Origin of the sequence: Tersicoccus mangrovi (assembly GCF_036881825.1) — a bacterium.
Lineage (GTDB): Bacteria > Actinomycetota > Actinomycetes > Actinomycetales > Micrococcaceae > Tersicoccus > Tersicoccus mangrovi.
Window position 1 is genome coordinate 32206 of the sequence record NZ_JBAJMW010000003.1, and the last position, 22659, is coordinate 54864.

The window sequence follows — 22659 nt, forward strand, 5'->3', positions numbered from 1 at the left end:
CCCCCCCCCCCCCCGGGAGGGGCCCCTCCGACGGCGTGCAACGCCCGGACCACCCCGGGGCCGGCACCGCGCGAGGGGCGAGCAGCCCTCAGGCCGCGTGGGAGGCGAGCACGCCGGGCACGGCCCGGACGGACGGAACGACGACGTCGGCCCCGGCCTCGAGCAGGTCCGCCTCGCCGTGCGGCCCGGTCAGCACCCCGATGTTGGCCCCGGCGCCCGCGCGGCGGCCGGCCAGCACCGCGGCCCGGCTGTCGCCGACCGTCATGACCGCGCGCACGTCGTCCAGGTCCAGGGCGAGCAGGGCGGTCAGCACCATGTCGGGGTAGGGCGCGCCGCGGCCGGCGTCGTCCGGGCACAGGCTCAGATCCACCAGGCCGGTCCACCCGAGCAGATCGAGGATCTGGTTCTGCGTCTGGCGGGAGAAGCCGGTGGTGAGGGCCACGTGCACGCCCTCGTCGCGCAGGCGCAGCAGGACGTCCACGGCGCCGTCGACGGCCCGGACGCGGCCGCCCGACGCCGCCGACGCGTATCCCCGCTCGAACACCCGGTTCGCGGCCAGCGCCGGCCCCGGCGCCGCGCCGAACAGGCGCTTGAACACCTCGAGGCGGGAGGAACCCATCGTCTGTTCGACGAAGCTGAGCATGGTCTGGTGGGCGGCGCTGCCGGGGGCGATCCCCTGGCTGGCCAGCGCCTCCCCGAAGCACTCGAGCACGAGCCCGTCGTCCTCGACGGTGGTGCCGTTCATGTCCAGGCAGACCAGGCGCGTGGGCACGGTCGACGATGACCGGTAGGTGTCCTGCGCGAGCATGGCGATGCGTCCTCTGGATGGGTGGGTGGGCCCGTCGCCTCAGCGTGCCGGGACCGGACGGACACCGGCTGAATGGCCACCCAACGGGGCGTGAACGCCACCGGTGGATCGCGTTTTGCCGTCCGATCCGCGCTGCCGTAGAGTATCGGAGGCGTGCTCGCGCGCCGGTGCCTCCTTAGCTCAGTCGGTAGAGCGTCTCACTCGTAATGAGAAGGTCGCCAGTTCGATTCTGGCAGGAGGCTCCCCCGGGCCCCCGTCGTTCCGTTCCACGGATCGGCGGGGGTCTCTCCGTTCCCCGGGCTCTCTCATCCCCGCGGTGACGTGCGGCGACATGCGCACCCCTTACGGACCGCCGGCGCCTGCCGACCGTACGATCAGCATGCATCCATCACCATGATGCATGCATCCGTTCACCATCAGGGGGAAACCACCATGTCCGCACCGTCCTATTCGACCCAGCCCGCCGGCCGCACGAGTGCGCCGCTCTCGGCGCCCCTGTACGGGGCCTCGTTCAAGCAGGCCGTGCAGCGCTTCTTCGCCAAGTACACCGTGTTCTCCGGCCGCGCGAGCCGCAGCGAGTACTGGTGGTGGTACCTGGCCTCCATCATCATCGTCGCCGTCCTCTACGCCGTGTTCTTCGCGGGCATGACGCCCACGACCACCACCCTGAGCTCGGGTGAGACGGCCACCGTCCCGGTTCCGGGGCCGCTGTCCGTCGTCGCGGGCATCGTGCTGGCCGTCTACGCCCTCGCCGTGCTGATCCCGCAGCTGGCCCTGACCGTGCGCCGGCTGCACGACGGCAACTTCAGCGGCTGGATGATCCTCCTCGGGCTCATCCCCTTCGTGGGCGGCCTGATCGTCCTGGTCCTGACCCTGCTGCCGTCCAACCCGCAGGGTCAGCGCTTCGACGAGGGCGCCGGCGCCGGCTACCGGGTCTGAGGGGGCCGGCCCCGGACATCACGCGGGGCCGCCCGACCCGACGCAACGACGACGAAGCCCCCGACCGCGCGGTCGGGGGCTTCGTCGTCCGCCGCGTCCAGTGTTCACTCGGTCTCCACCCGTCCGTCACCCGGCGGGGGCAGGCTTGCGCGGTGGTTTCCATCCCCCGCACGAGGAGCACCTGATGACCAACCTGAACCGTCGACGTTTCCTCCAGCTCTCCGGCGCCGGTGTGGCCGGCACCGCGATCTCCCAGATGCTCGGGCAGAGCATCGCGCGCGCCGCGTCGATCCCCGCCCACCGCGCCACCGGATCCATCAAGGACGTCGAGCACGTCGTGGTCTTCATGCAGGAGAACCGCGCCTTCGACCACTACTTCGGCACGCTCAAGGGCGTGCGCGGCTTCGCCGATCCCCACCCGGCGATCCTGCCCAGCGGCAAGGACGCCTTCCACCAGAACGACGGCACCCGCGACGTGCTGCCGTACCACCCGACGGCGCCGAACCTCGGCATGCAGTTCCTCGAGGACCTGGACCACTCGTGGAAGATGACGCACGAGGCGTTCAACGCGGGCCGGTACGACCGGTGGCTGCCGGCCAAGTCCGACGCGACGATGGCCTTCTACGAGCGCCGCGACATCCCGTTCCACTTCGCCCTGGCCGACGCCTTCACGGTGTGCGACCAGTACCACTGCTCGATGCTCGGCCCGACCGACCCCAACCGCTACTACCTGTTCACCGGCGGCGACGACCCGCACGGCCACGGCGGCGGCCCCGACCTGTGGAACGCCGAGAAGGGCTACTGGTGGAGCACCTACCCGGAGGCCCTCGAGAAGGCCGGGGTCAGCTGGAAGGTCTACCAGGACGCCGGTGACGGCCTCGACGCCGCCGACTCGTGGGGCTGGACGAAGGACGCCCACATCGGCAACTACGGCGACAACTCGCTGCTCTACTTCAAGCAGTACCAGAACGCCCAGCCCGGCAGCCCGCTGTACGAGAAGGCCCGCACCGGCACGAACGCGAAGGCCGGCGACGACCTGTTCCGCGTGCTGCGCGACGATGTGAAGCGCGGGACCCTCCCGCAGGTCTCCTACGTCGTCGCCCCCGAGGCGTACACGGAGCACTCGAACTGGCCGCCGAACTTCGGGGCCTGGTACGCGGCGAACGTCCTGGACATCCTGACCTCCGACCCCGAGGTGTGGAGCCGGACCGCGGTGTTCTTCATGTACGACGAGAACGACGGCTTCTTCGACCACCTCGTTCCCCCGCACCCGAACACGCCGCAGATCCCCGGCGCCTCGACGGTCTCGACCGACGGCGAGTGGTACGACGGGTCCGCCACCGCGTACGGCAACACCGACGTCCCCGGGCACTTCGGTCTCGGGGTGCGGGTGCCCCTGATCGTCGCGTCGCCGTGGAGCACGGGTGGCTGGGTCTGCTCGGAGACCTTCGACCACACGTCGGTCGTCCGGTTCCTCGAGACGCGGTTCGGCGTGCAGTCCCCGAACATCACGCCGTGGCGCCGCGCCGTCTGCGGGGACCTGACCAGTGCGTTCGACTTCTCGGCCGAGGGCGGTGCCCCTGCCCTGCCGGACACGTCCGCGTACCGGCCCGCCGACCACGACCGGCACCCCAACTACGTGCCCACCCCGCCGGCGGTCAACACGATGCCGGGCCAGGAGCCGGGGACCCGCCCGTCCCGCCGGCTCGGCTACGCGCTCGACGTCGAGACCCGCGTGTCCGGTGGCCGGCTCAGCGCGCACTGGGTGAACCGGGGCGCCGTGGGCGCCCACGTGCAGGTCCGCTCCCGGCAGCTGCCGGCCGGCCCGTACTCCTACACCGTGGGGGCCGGGGCGGCCCTGGACGCCTCGTGGACGCTGGGCGCGGAGTACGACGTGCAGATGCACGGACCCAACGGCTGGTACCGGCGCCTGGCGGGCACGACGGCGGAGGCGGACCTGCGCGTGACCGTCGCGGCGGACGGGAAGGCCGGGCACGCCCGGTTCCGGGTCACCAACGCCGGGACGGCACCAGCGGCGCTCACCCTGACGGACGCCTACCGCACCGGCACGCAGGAGCTCTCCGTGCCGACCGGTCAGAGCCGCACGGTGGTGGTCCCGACCGCGGGCGGCTGGTACGACGTCACGGTCACGTCCGCGCACCGGCCCGGCCTCGTCCGGGTGCTCGCCGGACGGCTGGAGAACGCCGGCCCGCTGACGAGCGACCCGCAGCTGGGCCGCTGACCCGCTGATTCCCGGGCCCGGCGGCCCGGGCCCGGGCGAACGAAGCCCCCTGACCGGCCGGTCAGGGGGCTTCGTCGTCATCCACGGGACCGCGGCCTGGCGCCGCGACCTCGCAGGGTCGGGGGCCGGGTCAGCCGGCGGCCGCGATCACCGGCGCGGTGCGCGGCGTGGTGGGTCGGTGGAAGGCGGTGGTCAGGTCGGCCAGGGCGCCGAGGTAGGCGCTGCGGCGACCGGCGGCCAGCTGCGGGCTGGCGACCGGCTCACGGGTGGGGTCGTCGGCGTAGTGCACGGCCAGGCCGTCACGCAGCAAGCGGATGCCCTCGGCCCGACGCTGCGAGACCGCGGCGTGCGTGACACCGAGCTCGGCGGCGACGTCCTTGACGGCCCGCCCCTGCAGGTAGACGGCCTCGACGACGATCCGGATGCTCTCGGGCAGCGCCTCGACGGCGGCGGCCAGGTAGCGGGAGCGCTCGGCGGCGAGGGTGGCCTCCTCCGGGCCGACCGCCGAGGAGGCGACGCGGTCCTCGACCGTCTCGTCGATGGTCGACACGGTCCGGGCGGCGTCCGCCAGAGCGGCGTCGACCTCGGCGCGCGTGGAACCCAGCGCGGCGGCGATCTCGTCGGAGGTGGGCGTCCGGCCCAGCGACGCGGTCAGCGTCTCGGAGACGGCGAGGGTGCTCTTGATGCGTTTGCGGGCGGACCGGGTGGCCCAGTCGCCTGCACGCAGGTCGTCCAGGAAAGCGCCCTGGATGCGGCGCCGGGCGAAGGCCCCGAAGGGGACACCCAGCTCTTCGTCGAAGGCGTCGGCGGCGAGCACGAGGGCCAGCGCACCGGCGGCGGCGAGATCGTCACGCGAGAGATGCGTGGCTCGCGCGCAGAGGTCTGAGACCAGGTAGCCGACGAGGGGCAGGTTCTCCACCACCAGCCGGTTACGGCGTTCGATATCCAATTTTCCCCACTTGAGACCAGTGGCCATCCGATTCCCCTACACCACGAGGACCGTCAGACCTGATGGGAGTCCGTCCGCGGTGCGGCCGGGCGACGCGAGATCAACCCCCAAAGCCGATCTGCGCGTTATGGGTAAAATATCACAAGCTTCAAGTTTTGGAAGAGGGAATATTACCCGGGACGGCGTGTCCCGCGGGATGAGGTTCTTCGGCGTGTCGCACTGGTGGGGAGGGGGAAATCGTGGTTGCTGCTGATCTGTCGAGCTTCGTGTGGAACGAACGGCGTGAGCTCGACGAGGTCCTCTATGCCCTGCAGACCGTGCGGCTGCATCTGGAGCACTCCGGCGAGCGCTGGCTCGAGCGCACCCTGGACGCGCTGCTCGTCTCCGTCGAGGCGCTCCGGGTGGCGACGCTCGAGCGCACCGTCATGTCGACGACCGACGTGGACCGTTCGCTGCGCGAGCTGGCCGCAGACGCGGACGCCCCGATGGACGCGATCCTCATCGACCACCGGACGGCCATGCGCGAGCGCATCCACGAGATCGAGGAGGAGAGCGCCCGGATCGTGACGCTGCTGACGGTCCGGGAGACCGCCGGCTCCGCCCCCGTGCAGCTCGACACGGATCTGGAGAGCGTGCTCAGCGCCGATGCGGCGGAACCCGTCGACAACTTGGACGTCGACCACGACGTCGACGCGGAGATCGCGGCGGCGCTGGCGGGGCAGGCGCGGCTGCGGGCGCGCGTCGCACTGACGGGCCTGGTGCCCTCGGAGCTGCGGGACCTGCTGCGCTGAGCCGGCACCGGCGGTGATGCGCGGCTCCCGGCTCGGAGGAGTGTGCCTCAGCCCTGGCCGGGCACCGGCGGAAGCTGGCCGAGCAGCGTCTGCTCGGTGGCCGGCGACTCGGCGGCCGCCTGCCGGTTGGCGTCGGCGACCGCGGTGAAGATCTCGTGGCGCTTGATCCGCACGTGGCGGGGCGCGTCGATCCCGATGCGGATCCCCTCACCCCCGCGGTTCTCGAGGAACGTGATGACGATGTCATCGCCCAGCATGATCTTCTCGCCGGGCTTGCGGGTCAGGACCAGCATCGGCGGACTCCTTCCCTGGATGGCGCCGTGGCGGCAGAATGCCTCCGGGTCGCCGTCTCGCTCCCGCTCACGGGAAGCCCCCGGTCACAGGAACGCGCGGGCCGCCGGACCGCCGTCGACCCAGCCTACCGGCAGGCCGAGCTCGTTGACCGTCTCGGGGCTCGCGGTCTCCTCCACGCCGACCACGGCGAGTGCGTCGATCGGCACCCGGGACGCGATGCGCCGTACCCACGGCTCGATGTCCTCGACCTTGTGCCGCGCGTCGACGACGAGCCACACCTGGTCCGCGCCGAGCCCGACGGCGGTGGACAGCTGCGCGGTCACCTCGGCGCGGGTGCCGAGGCTGATCGGCGAGCCCAGCCCGTAGCCGACGACCGCGCTCGTGCCCGCGCGGACGGCGCCGGCCCGGGCGGCGATCGCGGAGCGGGGGCTCTGCAGGCGCGGCAGCGTCGTGTCCTCCGCGGTGCCGGCGGTGTGCAGCTGGGCACCGATGGACGCAGCCATGGTGCGCGCAGCGGTGACGGCCCGGTTCCCGACGCCGAGGACGACGACCAGATCCCCGGGTGCGCCGAGGACGGCGGGCACGGGCGGCCCGGCGACGGCGGCCGTGACGGTCGGCACGAGGGCGGCCGGGGCTGAGCCGGCTGGACCGTCCGGCAGGTCGACGACGTCGAGGGCGTCCCCGGACTCACCGGTGGTGGGGGCACCGTCGAGGACGGCCGGGGCGGGCACCGCCGCCACGGACCCGGTCCACGGTTCGGTCCGGCGTTCGAGGCCGGACAGCGCCGTCACGGGGTCGGTGACGGCGGCCGCGAGGACGAGAGCGCTGTTGGCCGAGGGCGACGGACCGGCCGGCGGAGTGGTGGCCGGCGCGGCACCGCGCGCCTCGCTCCCGAGCCGGCTCAACAGGGCCGCGAAGTCGCGGCCGCGCGTGGCCGGAGTGTCGAGCTCGGGCACGACGGCGGCCGGCCGCGCGGGCGCGACGGGACGCGGGACGGCCGGAACGGCGGTGTCCGGAGCAGCAGTGGTCGAAGCAGCAGTGGTCGGGACAGCGGCGTCCGGGACGGCCGGCGTCGCCCGCGGGATCGGCCCGGTGCCCGGTCCCGCTGTCGGTGCCGTGGACAGGCCCGCGGAAACGCCGGCCGCCGTCCCCGGCGCGTGCAGCAGTTCCTCCTCGTCGTCGGCGGCGGCGAGCAGTGCCGCGAGGCCGGACCGGCCCGTCAGCTCGTGCGCCGCGGCACCGCGCGCGGCGGTCGATCGCAGCTCCGCGGCGGGGTCGCCGGCCGGGGACCCGGCCGCGTCGTCGTCGATCGCCATGCCCTCGGGCAGCTCCGCGACGACCTCGACGTGCCAGCGGCCGAGCAGACCGGCGATCCCGCCGTCGCGGACCTTGTCCGCGGAGACGAGCCGGGCCGCCCCGCCGTAGCGGCTGTGCAGGGTCTCGCGGACCTGCTCGAGCGTGTCACCGCTCAGGTGCAAGTGCGGCGCCATGGCGGACCACTCCGATCGTCTCGATGTTCACTGCGCTGGCGGTCACCTCGCTGTAGGACAGCACCGGCACGCCCGCGGGAGGGTGCGGCAGCAGGCGGCGCATCGCGGGGCGCAGGGCCGGCGCACACACGAGCACGCCCGCGCGTCCGGTCTGCTCGGCCGCGGAGACCGCCACGGTGAAGGCGTTCATGAAGGCGTCCAGGCGGGGCGCCTCGAGCACGAGCTGGGTGCCGTACTCCCCCGGCCGCAGGTCGGCCAGCAGGCTCATCTCGAGCGCCGGGTCGAGGGTGATGACCGGCAGGACGCCGTTCTCGGCGTGCTTCTGCACGATGACGGGGCCGAGTGCGTGGCGGGCCGACTCGATGAGCCCCTCGGGGTCGGCCGAGGACTTGGCGCGCAGGGAGAGCGCCTCGAGGATGCGCGGCAGGTCGTTGATCGGCACCTGCTCGGCGAGCAGCCCCTGGAGCACCCGGTGCAGTTCCGGCAGCGACAGCAGGGACGGCACGAGCCCGTCGACCGCCGCCGGGTGCGCCTCCTTGACCGCGTCGGTGAGGGCCTTGACGTCGTCGCTGGAGAGCAGCCGGGCCGCGTGGGCGGTGACGATCGAGGAGAGGTGGGTGACGATCACGGACACGCGGTCGATCACCGTGGCACCGGTCATCTCGGCGCTGTGCGCGAGCTCGGCGGGGATCCAGCGGCCGGCCAGCCCGAACACCGGTTCGACGACGGGGATGCCGGGCAGGGCGTCGAGGAACTCGCCGAGGGCGAGGACGGACCCGGCCGGCGCGGTGCCGCGCCCGACGTCGACCCCGGCCACGCGGATCAGGTAGGTCGCAGGCGGCAGCTCGACGCTGTCCCGGGTGCGGACCGGGGGCAGCACCATGCCCAGCTGCATCGCGATCTCCTGACGCAGCACCTTCACGCGCGAGAGCAGGTCGTCCCCGCCGCAGCCGACGAGGTCGATGAGGTCGGGGGCGAGCAGGATCTCGACGGGCTGGGCGCGCATCTGCTGCATCAGCACGGCTGTGGGGTCCGGCTCCGGGGCCGGCTCCGTCACGGCCTCGTCGGCCACGGACCGGTCCTTGATCCGCCGCGACGCGATGATCAGCACGGCGCCGACGGCGAGGAACGGCAAGGGCGGCATCCCGGGGATGAGCGCCATCGCGATCGCGGCGATCCCGGCGACGAGCAGCGCCGTGCGGGACTGGCTCAGCTGCGCCGACGCGGTGCGGCCGAGGTCCGCCTCCGCATTGGAGCGGGTGACGATCATGCCGGTGGAGACGGCCATCAGCAGGGCGGGGATCTGGGTGACGAGGCCGTCGCCGATGGTGAGCAGGCTGTAGGTGTTGATCGCGTCGGGCAGCGCCTGGCCGCGCTGCAGCATGCCGATCGCGATGCCGCCGATGATGTTGATGGCGATGATGACGATGCCGGCGATGGCGTCGCCCTTGACGAACTTGGACGCACCGTCCATCGCGCCGTAGAAGTCGGCCTCGGCGGAGACGTCCGCCCGGCGCTCGCGGGCCTGGGTGTCCGTGATCAGGCCGGCGTTCAGGTCCGCGTCGATGGCCATCTGCTTGCCGGGCATCGCGTCGAGGGTGAAGCGGGCGCCGACCTCGGCGACGCGCTCGGCGCCCTTGGTGACGACGATGAACTGGATGACGACGAGGATGAGGAAGATGACGGCGCCGATGATGAGCGAGCCGCCGACCGTCACCTGACCGAACGCGGCGATCACCTGCCCGGCGTGGCCCTGCCCGAGCACGAGGCGGGTCGAGGCGACGTTCAGGCCGAGCCGGAAGAGGGTGGCCACGAGCAGCAGCGACGGGAACACCGAGAAGTCCAGGGGCTTCTTGACGAACATGCTGGTGAGCAGGATGACGAGCGCCAGCAGGATGTTGCAGACGATCAGCACGTCCAGCAGGGCGGCCGGGATGGGCACGACGAGCAGCAGGACGATGCCGACGATGCCGACGGGCACCGCCATGCGGGTCAGTCCACGGTTCACGGTCGGGCTCCTTCGCAGGTCACGGGGGCGACGGGGGTCGAGTGGATCGAAGTGGTGCAGCGGGTCATCGGACGGCCACCCGCGGCCCGAGCAGCGCACCGGCCGCGTGCGGGGAGGTGGCGATCTCGTGCATCCCGCCGGTCACGCCCCGCGCGGCCAGGGACATGACGAAGGCGAGCACGCCGGCCACGGCCGTGTACAGCTCGATCGGGATCTCCTGGCCGATGTCGCACGCGCCGTGCAGGGCGCGGGCGAGCGGGATGTCCTTGACCATGGGTACGCCCTTGTCCTTCGCCTCGGCGCGGATCCGGTCGGCGATGCGGTCGGCGCCCTTGGCGACGACGCGCGGCGCGGACCGGCCCGGCTCGTACTTGAGGGCGACGGCGACGTGGGTCGGGTTGACGAGCACGACGTCGGCGTCGCCGATCGCGGCGATCATCCGGTTCCGGCTCATCGCCATCTGCCGGGCGCGGCGCTGCGAGCGGATCAACGGGTCGCCCTCGCTGGTCTTCGTCTCGTCCTTGACCTCGCGCTTGGTCATGCGGGTCTGCTTGCGGTTCCGGCGGGCGACGACGAGGACGTCGAGCCCGGCGAGGATGAGCCCCGCGGCCACCGCGCCCTGGAGCAGCGAGACGGCGCCACCCCCGGCCGCGGACAGCAGCCCCGCGATGGGCAGGCCGCCGGCCGTCATGAGCACCGGCACGAGGGACTGGATCGCGAACACGAGGACGACGCCGACCACGGCGGTCTTCAGCAGCGCCTTGGCGCCGCCCCACAGGGCCTGGGTGCCGAACATGCGCCCGAACCCGGCGACGAGGTTGAAGTGCTCCCCCGTGAGGCGGAACTTCTTGACGTGGATCCCGCCCTGCAGCACCGACCCGGCGAGCACGGCGGCCACGACGACGGCGAACAGGGGCCCGAGGACGCCGCCGAGGTCGGAGAACGCGTCACCGAGGGCCCGGGTGGCCGTCTCGGGATCGGGGTGGGCGATGACCTGCGGGACGACGGCGAGCTGCTTGCGCAGGGCGGCCTCGCCGGCGCCGATCGTGGGCACGAGCATGACGGCGGCAGCACCGACGGCGAGCCACGCGGTGGCGTCCTGCGAGCGGGCGAGCTTGCCCTTGGACCGGACCTCCCGCATCCGCTTGTCGGTGGCCTGCTCGGTTCTCTCCTGCGCGTCGGCCATGTCACCCCGCCCCGGTCAGGGCCTGGGCCGCGTCCCCGGCGAGCGCCGCGACGACCCGCGGCAGCGCGAGGAAGAGGATGGACCCGAGCGCCAGCGTCAGCATGATCTTCAGCGGGAAGCCGAGGGAGAACGCGTTCAGCGCCGGCGCCACGCGGGTCAGCAGCCCGAGCCCGACGTCGGCGAGGAAGAGGACGACCACCAGGGGCCCGGCGATCTGGACGGCCGAGACGAGCATGCCGCTGACGGCGGTGGTCAGCGCCTGCACGGGCCGGGCCAGGTCGAGGCCCCCGGCCAGCGGGATCGCGGAGAAGGAGCCGGTCAGGCCGGTGAGGACCAACTGGTAGCCGTCCGAGGCGATGAGCAGGGCGAGGGCCGTCATCTGCAGCAGCCGGGTGAACTGGGCGCCGTTGACCTGGGTCTGCGGGTCGTACATCTGCGCCATCTGGAAACCGCTGAAGACGTCGATCAGGGAGCCGGCCGACTGCACCGCCGAGAAGATGACGGAGACGAGGAAGCCGAGCGCGAGCCCCGTGGCCGCCTCGAGGGCGAGCCCCGTGATGAGGGTGACGGGGTCGACGTCGCCCCCGTGGTGGATCCGCCCGGTCACGGCCAGGGCCAGGCCCACGCCGAGCATCGCCTTGATCCGCGCGGGGAAGGCCGGCGAGGAGAAGGGCGGGGCGATGACGAGGAACGCGGTGAACCGCACGGCGGCCAGGCCGAGGGTCTGCAGCCATGCGAAGTCGATGGGCAGCGTCATCCGATGCCCCCCGCGAGCAGGTCGGGGATGCGGTCCATCATGTCGTGGGTGAAGCCGACCATCTCGGTGATCATCCAGTGGCCGCAGATCAGCAGGGCGAGCGCGACGGCGATCGCCTTGGGGACGAACGAGAGGGTCATCTCCTGGATCTGCGTGATCGACTGCAGCAGGGAGATGGCGAGGCCGACGACGAGGGCCGTCACGAGCACGGGCGCGGAGAGCTTGGCGGCCGTCAGCAGGGCCTGCAGGCCGATGTCGAGGACGGCACTGGTGTTCATCCGGTCCCCTGATAGCTCTTGATCAGCGACGTGATGATCAGGCCCCACCCGTCGACGAGCACGAACAGCAGGATCTTGAACGGCAGGGAGATGATCACCGGAGGCAGCATCATCATGCCCATCGACATCAGGGCCGCGGAGACGACCAGGTCGATGACGAGGAACGGGATGAAGATGACGAACCCGATGATGAAGGCCGCGCGCAGCTCCGAGATCATGAACGCCGGGATGAGGGTCTGCAGCGGCACCGCCGACGGGGTGGCCGGGTTCGCCAGGCCGGCGGCCCGGGTCATCAGGGCGATGTCCTCCTGGCGGGTGTGCGCCACCATGAACGTCTGCAGCGGCGCCGAGCCCAGCCGCAGCGCCGTGTCCACGGTGATGGTGCCGTGCAGGTAGGGCTGGATCGCGTCGGTGTTGATGTGCGAGACCACCGGGAACATGACGAACAGGGAGAGGAACAGCGCGAGCCCGGCGAGCACCTGGTTCGGCGGGATGGACGGCAGGGACAGCGCGTTCCGGGTCATGGCCAGGACGACGAAGATCTTGGTGAACGACGTCATCATCAGCAGCAGCGCGGGCGCCACCGAGAGCAGGGTGATGCCGATCAGGGTGACGACGGCGGCCGAGGGGGTGCCGTTCGCGCCGTTGATCTGCAGGTTCAGGCCGCCGGTACCGCCGGAGCCGGGCGCGGCCGGGGCGGTGGGGGCGGTCGGGACCGCGGGAGCGGTGGGAGCGGCGTGCGCGCCCGCCGCCGAGAGCAGGAGCACCGCGAGCACGAGGGCGGCGACCAGTCCGAGCGCGGCGAGCACGGACGGGAGGCGGACCCGTCCGGTCGTCACGACCGTCGCCCGCCGGCGACCCACCGCGCGGCGTCGCGAGCCTGCCGCCAGGTGTTCAGGTCGAGGATCGAACCGCTGAGCGGGCTGGTGGACACGGGCACGGCGGCCGCGTGCCGGCCGCGGGGGCGCACGTCGTCGGTGCGCGGGGCCGTGCTCGACGGGGCCGTGCTCGACGGGTCGGCCACGGGCACCACGGCGGGCGCGGTCGCGGCGAGCAGGATGCTGCCGTGGTCCGGTCCGCTGAAGGACGTGGTGACAGCCGCGGTGCCGGCGGGCAGATCCAGCGGCGGGGTCTTCGCCGCGGCCGGCAGGGCCGCCGTCGGCAGCGACGAGGCGCTCCGGCGTGCCGCGAAGCGCGACGGCGCGGACGGGAGGTGACCGAACGGAGCAGCGGCGGAAGCGGTGGCGTCGTCGAAGGTGGCAGTCGCGGCCGAGAGGGTGGAGGCGAAGGACCCGGTCCCACCGGCGGCGGGGGCTGCAGCTGCAGCCTGGACCGGCTCGGCGGCCGGGGTGGCCTCGGCACTGCGCAGCACGGAGACGCCGTGCTCGGTGACGCCGAGCAGCAGGCGCTGCCCGTCGGCGTCGAGCAGCACGACGGAGGCCTTGTGGCCGATGCCCTGCCGGCTCAGCACGCTGATCGCGGGGCCGGCCGCGCGCACGAGGCCGCCGCGCCGCTTGACCCGTCGCTGGAGCACCCAGATGAGGCCGAGGACCGCACCGAGGGAGACGAGGACCCGCAGGCCGAGGACGAAGGAATCCATCAGTTGGGCGCCTCGGCCACGTCGAGGATGCGGGTGATGCGCACGCCATAGTCCTGGTCGACGACCACGACCTCCCCGAGGGCGATCCGGCGGCCGTTGAGCATGATGTCCGCGGGCGCACCGGCGGAGCGGTCGAGCTCGATCACGTGGCCGGGCTCGAGGGCGAGGGCGTCGATGATCCGCATCCGGGCGCGGCCGATCTCCACCGTCAGGTTCATCTCGACGTCGTTGATGCGGCCGAGCCGGTCCGCGAAGGAGGCGTCCAGCACGCCGGCGGGGCCGGTGGCCCCACCCACGGCGGCGCGGACGCGGATGGCGAACCAGCCGAACACGGCGAGACCGTCGGAGATCTCGTAGACCTCCGTCTGCGGGTCGAGCAGCAGGTCCGTCGCGTCGGTCTCGGCCAGGTCGGAGAGGGCGCCGGGCGCGAACGGCTCGACGGCGTGCTCGACGGCCGGGCGCAGCACGTCGGTGGCCTGCACGAGGTCGCTCGCGCCTGCCCCGGCCGCGGCGGCCAGGAAGGCGGTGTCCCGCAGCAGGACCGCGACGTCGACGGCGTTCGCACCGACGTGACCGGCGGTCACGGCGCGCGGGGCGAAGGCGACGGCGGCGGAGGGCTCCACGCGGCCGGTCACGGCCAGGCCCGGGTGCGGCAGGTACGCGGCCAGCAGGTCGGCGGACTGGGCGCCGGTGGTGGTGACGGTCAACGGAGGTTCTCCTCGGTGCTGATGATGAGGGCGCCGGTGCGGGCGCCCGTGCGGGTGGCGGTCGCGCCGGCGAGGGGGACGCCGTCGACGGTCACCCGGAAGGGCTGGTGGGTCCCGTGCGGGAGCATCACGGTGTCGCCGACCGCGAGGCGGAGCACCCCGTGGCTGGTGACCCGCCGCGGGGTGAGGGTCACGGCCACGTCCACGGGCACCTCGGCCAGCTGCGCGCGGACCTGGCCGGGCGCGTCGGCCGCGGCGATGGTCGGGTTGACGGCGCCGAGCCGGGGCAGCAGCACCGACGCGGGCAGGACGACGGTCGCGGGCGCGGCCGTGTGGGCGACCCGGACGATGAAGGTCGCGACGACCATGACGTCACCGGGAGCGGCCGCCTGGGCGAACTGGGGGTGGTGCTGGATGGACTCGACGCGGGAGGAGCCGGGCAGCAGGTGCCCGAGCGAGTAGTGCAGGTCCTCGAGCGCCTCGTTGATGAGCCGCTGAATGAGTTCCTTCTCGACCGGGGTGAAGATGCGGTCCGCGTCCTGCCGCTCCCCCGTGCCGCCGAGCATCCGGGCGATCCAGCCCAGCGCGGCGGCGGTCGGGAACTGGACGATGATCGTGTCCTCGCTGTCCATCGGGACGCAGAGGACCATCGCGGTGGTCGCGGGCAGGCTGGCCGCGTACTCGTCGTAGGTCTGCACGATCAGGGACTGCAGGCCGACGCTGGACGTGACGCGGACGCGGGCGGTGAGCTGGGTGCCCCACTGGCGGGCGAAGGTCTCGAAGCCGAGTTCGAGGATGCGGCTGTGCCGGCGAGCCAGCGTCGTGGGGCGACGGAAGTCGTACACCGCCACCTGCTTGTCCTCGACCGGGGACTCCGCTTCCTGCACGCTCACGCCTCTGACTATCGGCCCGGGCCCCGTTCGGGTAAGGCCCGCGGCGGGTCGGTGCGGGGCGGCGACCGGCCGCGGAGGGGTCCCGACGTGGGGCGGGACGGCCGGGTCAGTGCTTCGTCGAGGTGGCCGCTGCGGCCCTCTCCGCGGTCGCGGCGGCGGCGGGCAGCAGCTTGCGCACGGCGTCGGGCTGGTCCGAGAGCAGCACGATGTCGACGCGCCGGTTCCGCTCGTGGTCCGCGGCGGTGCGACCCGTCGTCAGGGGCCGGGAGGAACCGAAACCGGTCGCGCGGATCACGTCCGCGGGCACGCCGTCGTGCTCCACCAGGCGGCGCAGCACCGTGGTGGCCCGGGCGGTGGACAGCTCCCACACGGACGGGTAGACGGTCAGCAGGTCCGCGGTGTGGCCCTCGATCGAGATCTGCTTCTTCGACGCGGTCATCGTCGACGCGATGGTGTCGAGGACCCGGTCCGCGTGGGCGTTCAGGTCGGCGCTGTCGGGTTGGAAGAACGTCTGCGTGCCGACCAGGCGCACGGTCAGGCCCCGGGAGTCGACGGTCATCGTCACGTTGCCGGACAGGCCCGCCTTGTCGAGGGCCGTCTGCATCTTCTTCTGCAGACCGGTGAGGTCCTTCGCCTCGGCGACGGCGAGGGTCTGGTTGCCGCTGAAGCCCTGGGCGTCCTTGTTGACGTCCTTGGCGGGCACGACGGTGCCCTCGGCCGTGTCCACGCTCGTGGAGACCGTGGTCCCGAAGCCCGTGGCCAGCGAGTTGCGCAGCTTCTCGAACTTCGCGGAGTCGACCGTGGACATCGCGTACAGCACGATGAACATGCACATGAGCACGGTGACCATGTCCATGTAGGACGCCATCCACCGTTCGTCGACGTGGTGCTCCTCGCCCTCGTGGTCGGAGCGACGGCGACGACGGCGGGACGCGCTCACGCCGCGTCCAGCGTGAGGGAGTCGGCGGTGGCGCCGGCCCCGGACTTCGCCTTGCCGGCCTTGGCCTTGCCGTCCTTGCGCTGGGTCACGGGGACCATCGCCTTGAGCCGCTCGGCGAGCAGCAGCGGCTGGGTGCCGGACTGGACGGCGAGCAGGCCCTCCATGAGCAGGAGCATCCGCTCGCTCTCCAGCTCGGCGAGACGGCCGAGCCGGCCCGAGAGGGGCAGCCAGATGAAGTTGGCGGACAGCAGGCCCCAGAGGGTGGCGACGAAGGCGCTGGCGATCATGTGCCCGAGCTCCTCGGGCTTGGAGAGGTTCTCGAGCACGTGGGTCAGGGACACGACGGTGCCGACGATGCCGATGGTCGGGGCGTAGCCGCCGAGGACGGCGAAGAACCTGGCGGCCGCCTTGTCCGACTTCGAGCGGGTGGACATCTCGTCCTCGAGCAGGATGCGCAGGTCCTCCGGGTCGGTGCCGTCGGCGATGTTCTGCAGCGCACCCGCCAGGAACGGGTCCTTGCTGCTCGCGGCCTCGGACTCGAGGGCGAGCAGGCCGTCCGCGCGCGCCTTCTCGGCCAGGCCGATGATCGTGTCGATGCTCTGCTGCGGGGGCGTGGTCTTGCCCATCAGGGCCCGCGGGATCGACGAGAACGCATGAATCCCGTCCTTGAGGGTGTTGCCGGCGAACCCGACGGCGATCGTGGCGCCGAACACGAGGATCATGGGCGCCGGCAGGAGCAGCGCGGTGATCGAGGCACCTTCGAGGGTGACCATGGCGACGACGGAGCCGAACGCCAGCACCAGGCCGATCAGTGTGGCGGGATCCAAGGGGTGCTCCTCGTGCTGGTGTGGATGGGGCTCGGTGGTGCTGTCCGACGAGGGAGGCCGTTTGGGGGACGGCCGCCCCGGACGCCGGTGGGGGCGGCGGTGCGGTCAGGTGGGTGGAACGGTCAGGCGGGTCAGGGAGCCGGGTGCAGGACGGTCGGCACCGCGGCGGTGGTCAGTTCGGGGACGAGCCCGGCGCCCTGCACGTCCCGCGGATGCGGGTCGGGGACCAGGCTCAACCGGGGGGCGACCTCGTCGCTGAGCGAGCGGGCCGTCGCGACCACCCGCGCGCGGTACCGGGCGATCAGGTCGATCACCGTGTCCATCGACTCGGAGACCACGTAGGTGGTGCCGTCGACCATCACCAGGTAGGTGTCGGGGCTGGCGTGGACCCGCTCGATCAGATCGGGATTGACCGCGAAGCGGGTCCCGTTCAGCCGGGTGACGACGATCATGGGCGCGGTTCCTCGTCCGAAGTGGTCGCGTCCGGTCGAACGCGTCACCGGTCACTGTCGGCACGTCGGGCCCCTCCGGTAAGGCCCGGCTCGCGGTCCTGCTCGCGGTCCGAGCGGGCCGCGGACGTGCCCCGGCCGCAGATCGGACGAGCGCCGGAGGAGCGCCGGCCGAGCGCCCGACGCGCTCCCGAGAATGGCACGGATGTGGCGCCGGAACGGACGCCGGGAACGCCGACGGCCCGGATCCGGCAGTGCCGGATCCGGGCCGTCGGACGTGCGGGACGCCGGGCCGAGAGGTCAGCGCTTGAGGTCGACGAGCTCCTGCAGCACCTGGTCGGACGTCGTGACGATGCGGGCGTTGGCCTGGAAGCCGCGCTGCGCGACGATCAGGTTGGTGAACTGCTGGGAGAGGTCCACGTTGGACATCTCGAGCTGGCCGCCGGAGAGGGAGCCGAAGCCGCCGTTGCCGGCCGTGCCCAGCTGCGGGACACCCGAGTTGGCGCTGGGCTGGAAGGCGGTGTTGCCGACCTTCTCCAGGCCCGCCGGGTTGGTGAAGCGGGCGAGCGCCACCTGGCCGATGACGAACTTGCCGCCGTTGCTGAACGAGCCGGTGAGCGTGCCGTCGGACCCGAGGCTGAAGGACTCGAGGGTGCCCGCCGCCGAGCCGTTGGTCGCGCTGCCGGTCACGGTGTTGACCCCGGCGTAGCCGGTCAGGTCGCCCATGTCGACGGTCACGCCCCCGACCTGCAGCGGGCCGGTGGACTGCAGCTGGCCGCCGGTCAGGGTGAGGCTCGTGGCCCCCGTGCCGCCGTTGCCGTCGGTACCGGTGATGTCCCAGCCGGTCGCGGTGCGGGTCATGGTCAGGCTGAGGGTCCGGGCGGCGCCGAGCTGGTCGAACACGCGCACGTCCTTCGTCGTCGTCGAGCCCGTCGCGATGTCGGCGGGCAGGTTGCCCTCGAGCTTGGCCTGCGTCGTCGTGCTCGCCGGCATGGTCAGGGTCCGGGGCACGGACAGGTCGGTCGGCTGGGCGCCGGTGGTGACCCTGCCGTTGGCGTCCGCCATCCAGCCCTGCAGGATGGCGCCGTCCGGGCTGACCAGGCGGCCCATGCCGTCGAAGTCGAAGGAGCCCGCGCGGGTGTAGGTGGTGCTGCCGCCCTTGCTCGTGACGAAGAAGCCGTCACCGGAGATCATCATGTCGGTCGCGCGGCCGGTGGACTGCGCGGCGCCCTGGGTGAAGTCGTTGGTGACGGCGGCGACCTGCACCCCGAGGCCGATCTGCGCCGGGTTGGTGCCACCGGTCGTGCCCTGCGGGGCGCCCGCGTTCTTGGTCAGCTGCGAGAGCGTGTCCTGGAACTGGGTCGTCGAGGCCTTGAAGCCGGTGGAGTTGGCGTTGGCGATGTTGTTGCCGGTGACGTCGAGCATCGTCTGGTGCGCGCGCAGGCCGGAGATGCCGGAGTACAGGGAGCGGAGCATGATGCCGCCTTTCGGTGTCGGGGGCCGGTCGGTGCCGGCCGGTCGCCGTGGGTGGTGGTGGAGGTTCGAGTCGGGGTACGCGTTCGAGCGGGAGCTGCGGTGACGGTCGGGTCTGGTCTGGCGGGTCTGGCGGGTCTGTCGGGTCAGGCGTCGACGCCGAGCACGTCCGCGTAGTGCACGCGGGTGCCGCCGATGGACAGCGTGGGATCGGAGCCCTTCTGGGTGTCGGAGCCGGCGTAGGTGACGCCGTCCACCAGGCCGGTGGTCGTCGCACCGTCGGCGCCGCGGTAGGACACGGTCTTGCCCACGAGCGCGGCGGACGCGGCCCGGACCTGGGTGTCGCGGGCGGTGGTCGTGTCCTCGGCCAGCTGGGTGAGCTTCTCCATCATCGACAGCTGGGTCGTCTGGGAGATCATCTGCCCGGTGTCCATCGGGGAGCTCGGGTCCTGGTTCTTCAGCTGCGTGACGAGCAGGGACATGAACACGTCCGAGCCCATGGTCTGCACCGGGGTGCGGGTGGCCGTGGTCGTGGTGGCGGTGCCGGTGGCGCCGCTGACGCCGCTGACGGGGTCGATCGACATGGTGCTCCTTCTCTGCGGGTCGGTGGTGCTGGTCAGGTGGTCGGTGCGGTGCTGCGGGTCAGGCGAGGACGTCGAGCCGGCCGTGGGAGCCGGCCGCGGACAGCGTCCCGGGCGGGGCCGCCCGGGACGTCGCGCCGACGGCGCCGAGCCGGCCGCTGTCCGCCGAGGATCGCGACCGCCCTCGGCCGCCCGTGGTGCCGGGCTGGCCTCCCGGCTGGCCCCCCTGCTGGCCGAAGGTCTGGGGAGCTGACCGGTCCGAGAGGTCGAGGTCGGCGGTCAGGCCGGTCTCGGCGAGCGTGCGTCGCAGGTCGGCGAGCGCGGACCGGACGGCGTCGCGCCCGGCGTCCGTCGGCGCGAACAGCTCGATCCGCACCGTGCCTCCCTCGATCAGGGCCTGCACGGTGATGGGGCCGAGGTCGCGCGGGTGGACGTCGATGGTCAGCTCGTGCCGCCCCTCCCCCGCGGTGCGCAGGCCGGCCAGGGCCCGGCCGAGCTGGGCGTGCAGCTGCGGGGGCACGGGCGGCTGGGACGTCACGGTCGGTGCGGCGGCGCCGGCCGGTGACGTGGCCGTCGCCCCGGTGGGAGTGGCCGCGGCGGCGAAGGCGCTCGCGGCGTCGGTCGACGCCGTTCCGGTCGCCTCGGCGGCACCGGTCCGGGTCGGCCCGGCGCCCCGGAGGGTCGTGCGGGCGCCGTCCGCGGACAGGGCAGCCGTCGCGAGCAGGGCTGGGGTGGCCGCCGCCGTCGGTGCCGCTGTCGCGGGCGCCGCGGTGGTCGCGGTGGCGGGCACCGGCGAGCCGGCGGCGGTGGTGCCGGCGGCGTCGGTGCCGGTGGTCCCGGTGCCGGTGGGCGTGGCCGTCGGGATGCCGTCGGCCTGGGCGCCCGCCTGCTGGGTCCCGGTGTGCTGGGTCCCGGTCTGCTGGCCACCGGACTGCTGCGAAGCCGTGCCCACGGAACCGGCGTCACCGGACGGGGTGGTGCCCGCGCTCGTCGCCGAGCCGGCCGCGGCCGTCACGGAGCCGCTCGAGGCCGTCACAAAGCCGTCCGTGCCGTTCTCCCTGGCGGTGTCGGCGGTGGTCGCCACGGCAGTGGTCGGCGGGACAGTGGTCGGCGCGGCAGTGGTCGGCGCGGCAGCGGTCGGCGCGGCAGCGGTCGGCGCGAGAGCGGTCGGGGCCGTGCCGGCAGCGGTGGCCGAGGCCGTCGAGGTGGCGGCAGCCGTCGTGCCGGTCGCCGGGGTGCCGGTCGCGCCCGTCGGGGGCCGAGCCGAACCGGTCCCGGTGGCCGTCGGTGCGGCAGCGGTGACGGTGGCTCCGGCCGCGGTGCCGGTCGCGGTCCCCGCGGTGACGGCCGGGGTGTCGGTCGTCCGCTCAGCTCGCGGCGCGAGCACCGGCAGGGCGCGGTGGGCACCGGCGTGGACGTGTCCCGTCGCCCCTGTTCCGGTCGCGCCGGCGCCGAACACGTTCGCGGCGGTCAACCCGGTGGCGTCCGACGGCGTGAGGGTGGTGGTCCCGGTCCCCGTCGCGGCCGTCATGCCGGTGGCCGTCGCGGCGGCCGTCGTGGAAGTAGCGGCCCCGGACACCGGAGCGGCACCCGAGACGGTGGTCGTCGGGGCAGCAGTTTCCGAGGTGGCAGTCCCCGGGACAGCAGCTCCGGCGGCGGCCGCCGCGGCGGCACCGGTCGCCGGATCCGCCGTCGCGCCCGTCGTGGACGACACCGTGGCGCCGGCGTGGTCGTGCGGGTTCGCGCCACCCGTCGACACGGGCGCCGTCGCGTCCGCCGATGCATCGGTGCGCGGCGTTCCGTCGCTGGTGCGCGCCGGTTCCCCGTGCCGGGCCTGCGCCCGCGGAGTGCCGGCCAGGCGCTGATCGGCCAGGCGCTGATCAGCACGGTCACGGTCGGCGCGGCACAGCTCGGCGCGCGTCAGGCCGCGTGCCTCCGCCGGGGTATCCCCACGCGTCGAGGTGGCGCGCCCGTCGTCCGCCGGTCGCGCGTCGTCGCGGCGGGTCACCGAGGCCGGCGCGGTCGACGCCGTGTCCGCGCCGCCGAGCAGGTCGGAGAGCCGGTCGGCGAACCGCTGGCCGGACGCGGCGTCGCCGGTCGACCGGGGGCGCGGGTCGGTCGCACGGTTCGCGGGAGCCGTCGTCATCGTCGTCGGAAGGCTGGTCATCGGGCCACCACGCTCAGGTCCTGGGCCAGCTGACGTGCCTGGCTCTCCCACTTGGCATACGCGTCCGGGTACGCGGAGACCTGGACGCGCTGGGCGGCCACGGTCAGGGGCAGCTGCTGCCAGCCCGGGATGGTCTGCAGCCGGTCGAGGAACATGTCGGTCGACCGCGTCGGGTTCATCGCGTCGGAGACCGTGCCCCACGAGAACATCGAGCCGTTGACCTGCTGCTGGAACAGGCCGACGGAGTAGCCGTCCACGCCCTGCGCCGACTGGTCGGGCGCGAGGGCCTGCGAACCGGGAACCTTCGGGTTCCAGTACATGCGCAGGTTGGACTCCTGCATCGCGGTGGCGAGCGCGATCTCGGCCGCCCGCTGCGGCAGCCCGCGTTCCTTGACCCGGTTGACGATCTGCTGGGCGTACTGCTTCTGCGACGCCGTCAGCGGCACCGACGTCGCCCCCACCGTGACGGGCGCGGACGCGGCGGCGACGCCGACCGTGGACCCGGTCCCGGTCAGCGCGGTCCCCGTCGGGCCGATGAGGGCGGAGGTGGCGGAGCTCGAGGTGGAGTCCGGGACGATGCGGCGGATCGCGGTGAGGTTGCTGTACTTCTCCCACGCGTCGCGCACCTGGATCGTTTTGCCGGGCACGGGCGCGTCGATCGCCTTGCCGTCGCCGACGTAGATGGCGATGTGGTCGCCGCCGAAGCTGATCAGCAGGTCGCCCGGCTTGGCGTCCTTCAGCGACGCGACGGGCGTGCCGTGCGTCATCTGGTCGCGGACGAGGCGGGGCAGTTGGATGCCGACGTCCTTGAACACCCGCTGGACGAAGCCGGAGCAGTCCATGCCGACCGCCGGGTCGGTGCCGCCCCACACGTAGGGGACGCCGACGTACTTCTTCGCGGCATCGACGACGTCGGTGCCGGTCACTCCCCCCGCAGCGGTCCCGACGGTCGCTGCGCCCGAGACGGCGTCGACGGACGAGGCGCTCGCGAGCGCCGAGGCGGCAGCCGTGGCCGGGTCGGTGATCGAGGAGAGGCCCGAGTACGTGGACAGGCCCGGCACCGCGGAGGCGTCCAGTCCCGTGGAGGCGGACGACGAGGAGACGGCGCCGGCCGCGAGGGCCTTCGCCAGGGCCGCCTGGAAGGCCGGCGAGTTCGTCGACGTCGAGCTGGACGTGCCGGACGATCCGCTGCCGACGGCGGCGGTGGACGTGGTGCGCGTGGGGGCGAGGGAGGCGAGGGTCGCGTGGATCTGCGCCATCCGGCCGAGGGCCTCGGTCAT

General features: G+C 73.2%; 22 protein-coding genes and 1 tRNA gene. 4 read left to right on the plus strand and 19 right to left on the minus strand.

Annotated elements, in window-relative coordinates; translation table 11 throughout:
- Positions 1-88: 88 nt before the first annotated feature.
- On the minus strand, positions 89-808 hold the full coding sequence (locus V6N00_RS06255; protein WP_334231226.1) for an HAD family hydrolase: 720 nt from the start codon (positions 806-808) through the stop codon (positions 89-91).
- 169 nt (positions 809-977) lie between these two features.
- Between V6N00_RS06255 and V6N00_RS06260 the strand changes: the two genes are divergently transcribed.
- The 3 genes from V6N00_RS06260 to V6N00_RS06270 all read left to right on the plus strand — a co-directional run bounded on the left by V6N00_RS06260 (position 978) and on the right by V6N00_RS06270 (position 3989).
- Positions 978-1050 (plus strand) — tRNA-Thr (locus V6N00_RS06260).
- Positions 1051-1240: 190 nt separating this feature from the next.
- Positions 1241-1747: a DUF805 domain-containing protein gene (locus V6N00_RS06265; RefSeq protein WP_334231227.1), complete on the plus strand. Its 507-nt coding sequence runs from the start codon at positions 1241-1243 to the stop codon at positions 1745-1747.
- Between the two features lie 184 nt (positions 1748-1931).
- Entirely contained in the window at positions 1932-3989 is a 2058-nt protein-coding gene (locus V6N00_RS06270) for a phosphocholine-specific phospholipase C (RefSeq protein WP_334231228.1), read from the plus strand.
- A 130-nt stretch (positions 3990-4119) separates the two neighbouring features.
- Here V6N00_RS06270 and V6N00_RS06275 read toward each other — a convergent pair whose 3' ends face one another.
- Positions 4120-4965 carry a sigma-70 family RNA polymerase sigma factor gene (locus V6N00_RS06275; protein WP_334231229.1) on the minus strand — a complete coding sequence of 282 codons (846 nt, stop codon included), beginning with the start codon at positions 4963-4965 and terminating at the stop codon, positions 4120-4122.
- 212 nt (positions 4966-5177) lie between these two features.
- On the opposite strand from V6N00_RS06275, the gene V6N00_RS06280 reads away from it, so the two are divergent.
- Positions 5178-5729, plus strand: a complete 552-nt coding sequence (locus V6N00_RS06280) for a hypothetical protein (protein ID WP_334231230.1) — start codon at positions 5178-5180, stop codon at positions 5727-5729.
- Between the two features lie 47 nt (positions 5730-5776).
- On the opposite strand, the gene V6N00_RS06285 is transcribed toward V6N00_RS06280, so the two are convergent.
- The 17 genes from V6N00_RS06285 to V6N00_RS06365 all read right to left on the minus strand — a co-directional run bounded on the left by V6N00_RS06285 (position 5777) and on the right by V6N00_RS06365 (position 22659).
- Positions 5777-6022, minus strand: a complete 246-nt coding sequence (locus V6N00_RS06285; protein ID WP_334231231.1) for a carbon storage regulator — start codon at positions 6020-6022, stop codon at positions 5777-5779.
- 84 nt (positions 6023-6106) lie between these two features.
- The gene (locus V6N00_RS06290; protein ID WP_334231232.1) at positions 6107-7513 is read right to left on the minus strand and encodes a hypothetical protein; all 1407 of its coding nucleotides are present in this window, start codon (positions 7511-7513) and stop codon (positions 6107-6109) included.
- Entirely contained in the window at positions 7485-9521 is a 2037-nt protein-coding gene (locus tag V6N00_RS06295; RefSeq protein ID WP_416385041.1) for a flagellar biosynthesis protein FlhA, read from the minus strand. Before V6N00_RS06295 ends, V6N00_RS06290 begins: the two co-directional genes overlap by 29 nt.
- Before the next feature lie 64 nt (positions 9522-9585).
- On the minus strand, positions 9586-10707 hold the full coding sequence (locus tag V6N00_RS06300; RefSeq protein ID WP_334231233.1) for an EscU/YscU/HrcU family type III secretion system export apparatus switch protein: 1122 nt from the start codon (positions 10705-10707) through the stop codon (positions 9586-9588).
- 1 nt (position 10708) lies between these two features.
- Positions 10709-11464, minus strand: coding sequence for a flagellar biosynthetic protein FliR (locus V6N00_RS06305; RefSeq protein WP_334231234.1), 756 nt, complete (start codon positions 11462-11464; stop codon positions 10709-10711).
- Positions 11461-11742 carry a flagellar biosynthesis protein FliQ gene (gene fliQ / locus V6N00_RS06310; protein ID WP_334231235.1) on the minus strand — a complete coding sequence of 94 codons (282 nt, stop codon included), beginning with the start codon at positions 11740-11742 and terminating at the stop codon, positions 11461-11463. Before fliQ ends, V6N00_RS06305 begins: the two co-directional genes overlap by 4 nt.
- Positions 11739-12581, minus strand: coding sequence for a flagellar type III secretion system pore protein FliP (gene fliP / locus V6N00_RS06315; protein WP_334231236.1), 843 nt, complete (start codon positions 12579-12581; stop codon positions 11739-11741). Before fliP ends, fliQ begins: the two co-directional genes overlap by 4 nt.
- Complete coding sequence (locus tag V6N00_RS06320) at positions 12578-13342, minus strand: FliO/MopB family protein (RefSeq protein ID WP_334231237.1); 765 nt, start codon at positions 13340-13342, stop codon at positions 12578-12580. The genes fliP and V6N00_RS06320 overlap by 4 nt, the downstream gene beginning before the upstream one ends.
- Complete coding sequence (gene fliN / locus V6N00_RS06325; protein ID WP_334231238.1) at positions 13342-14049, minus strand: flagellar motor switch protein FliN; 708 nt, start codon at positions 14047-14049, stop codon at positions 13342-13344. The genes V6N00_RS06320 and fliN overlap by 1 nt, the downstream gene beginning before the upstream one ends.
- Positions 14046-14942: a flagellar motor switch protein FliM gene (locus tag V6N00_RS06330; protein ID WP_334231239.1), complete on the minus strand. Its 897-nt coding sequence runs from the start codon at positions 14940-14942 to the stop codon at positions 14046-14048. The genes fliN and V6N00_RS06330 overlap by 4 nt, the downstream gene beginning before the upstream one ends.
- A 106-nt stretch (positions 14943-15048) precedes the next feature.
- Positions 15049-15882 carry an OmpA/MotB family protein gene (locus V6N00_RS06335; RefSeq protein ID WP_334231240.1) on the minus strand — a complete coding sequence of 278 codons (834 nt, stop codon included), beginning with the start codon at positions 15880-15882 and terminating at the stop codon, positions 15049-15051.
- Complete coding sequence (locus tag V6N00_RS06340) at positions 15879-16709, minus strand: motility protein A (RefSeq protein WP_334231241.1); 831 nt, start codon at positions 16707-16709, stop codon at positions 15879-15881. Before V6N00_RS06340 ends, V6N00_RS06335 begins: the two co-directional genes overlap by 4 nt.
- 131 nt (positions 16710-16840) lie before the next feature.
- Positions 16841-17161 carry a flagellar FlbD family protein gene (locus tag V6N00_RS06345; protein WP_334231242.1) on the minus strand — a complete coding sequence of 107 codons (321 nt, stop codon included), beginning with the start codon at positions 17159-17161 and terminating at the stop codon, positions 16841-16843.
- Positions 17162-17458: 297 nt separating this feature from the next.
- Positions 17459-18634, minus strand: coding sequence for a flagellar hook protein FlgE (locus V6N00_RS06350; protein ID WP_334231243.1), 1176 nt, complete (start codon positions 18632-18634; stop codon positions 17459-17461).
- Positions 18635-18777: 143 nt separating this feature from the next.
- Positions 18778-19215, minus strand: coding sequence for a flagellar hook assembly protein FlgD (locus V6N00_RS06355; protein ID WP_334231244.1), 438 nt, complete (start codon positions 19213-19215; stop codon positions 18778-18780).
- A gap of 58 nt (positions 19216-19273) precedes the next feature.
- On the minus strand, positions 19274-21379 hold the full coding sequence (locus V6N00_RS06360; protein ID WP_334231245.1) for a flagellar hook-length control protein FliK: 2106 nt from the start codon (positions 21377-21379) through the stop codon (positions 19274-19276).
- Positions 21376-22659, minus strand: a complete 1284-nt coding sequence (locus V6N00_RS06365; protein ID WP_334231246.1) for a C40 family peptidase — start codon at positions 22657-22659, stop codon at positions 21376-21378. The genes V6N00_RS06360 and V6N00_RS06365 overlap by 4 nt, the downstream gene beginning before the upstream one ends.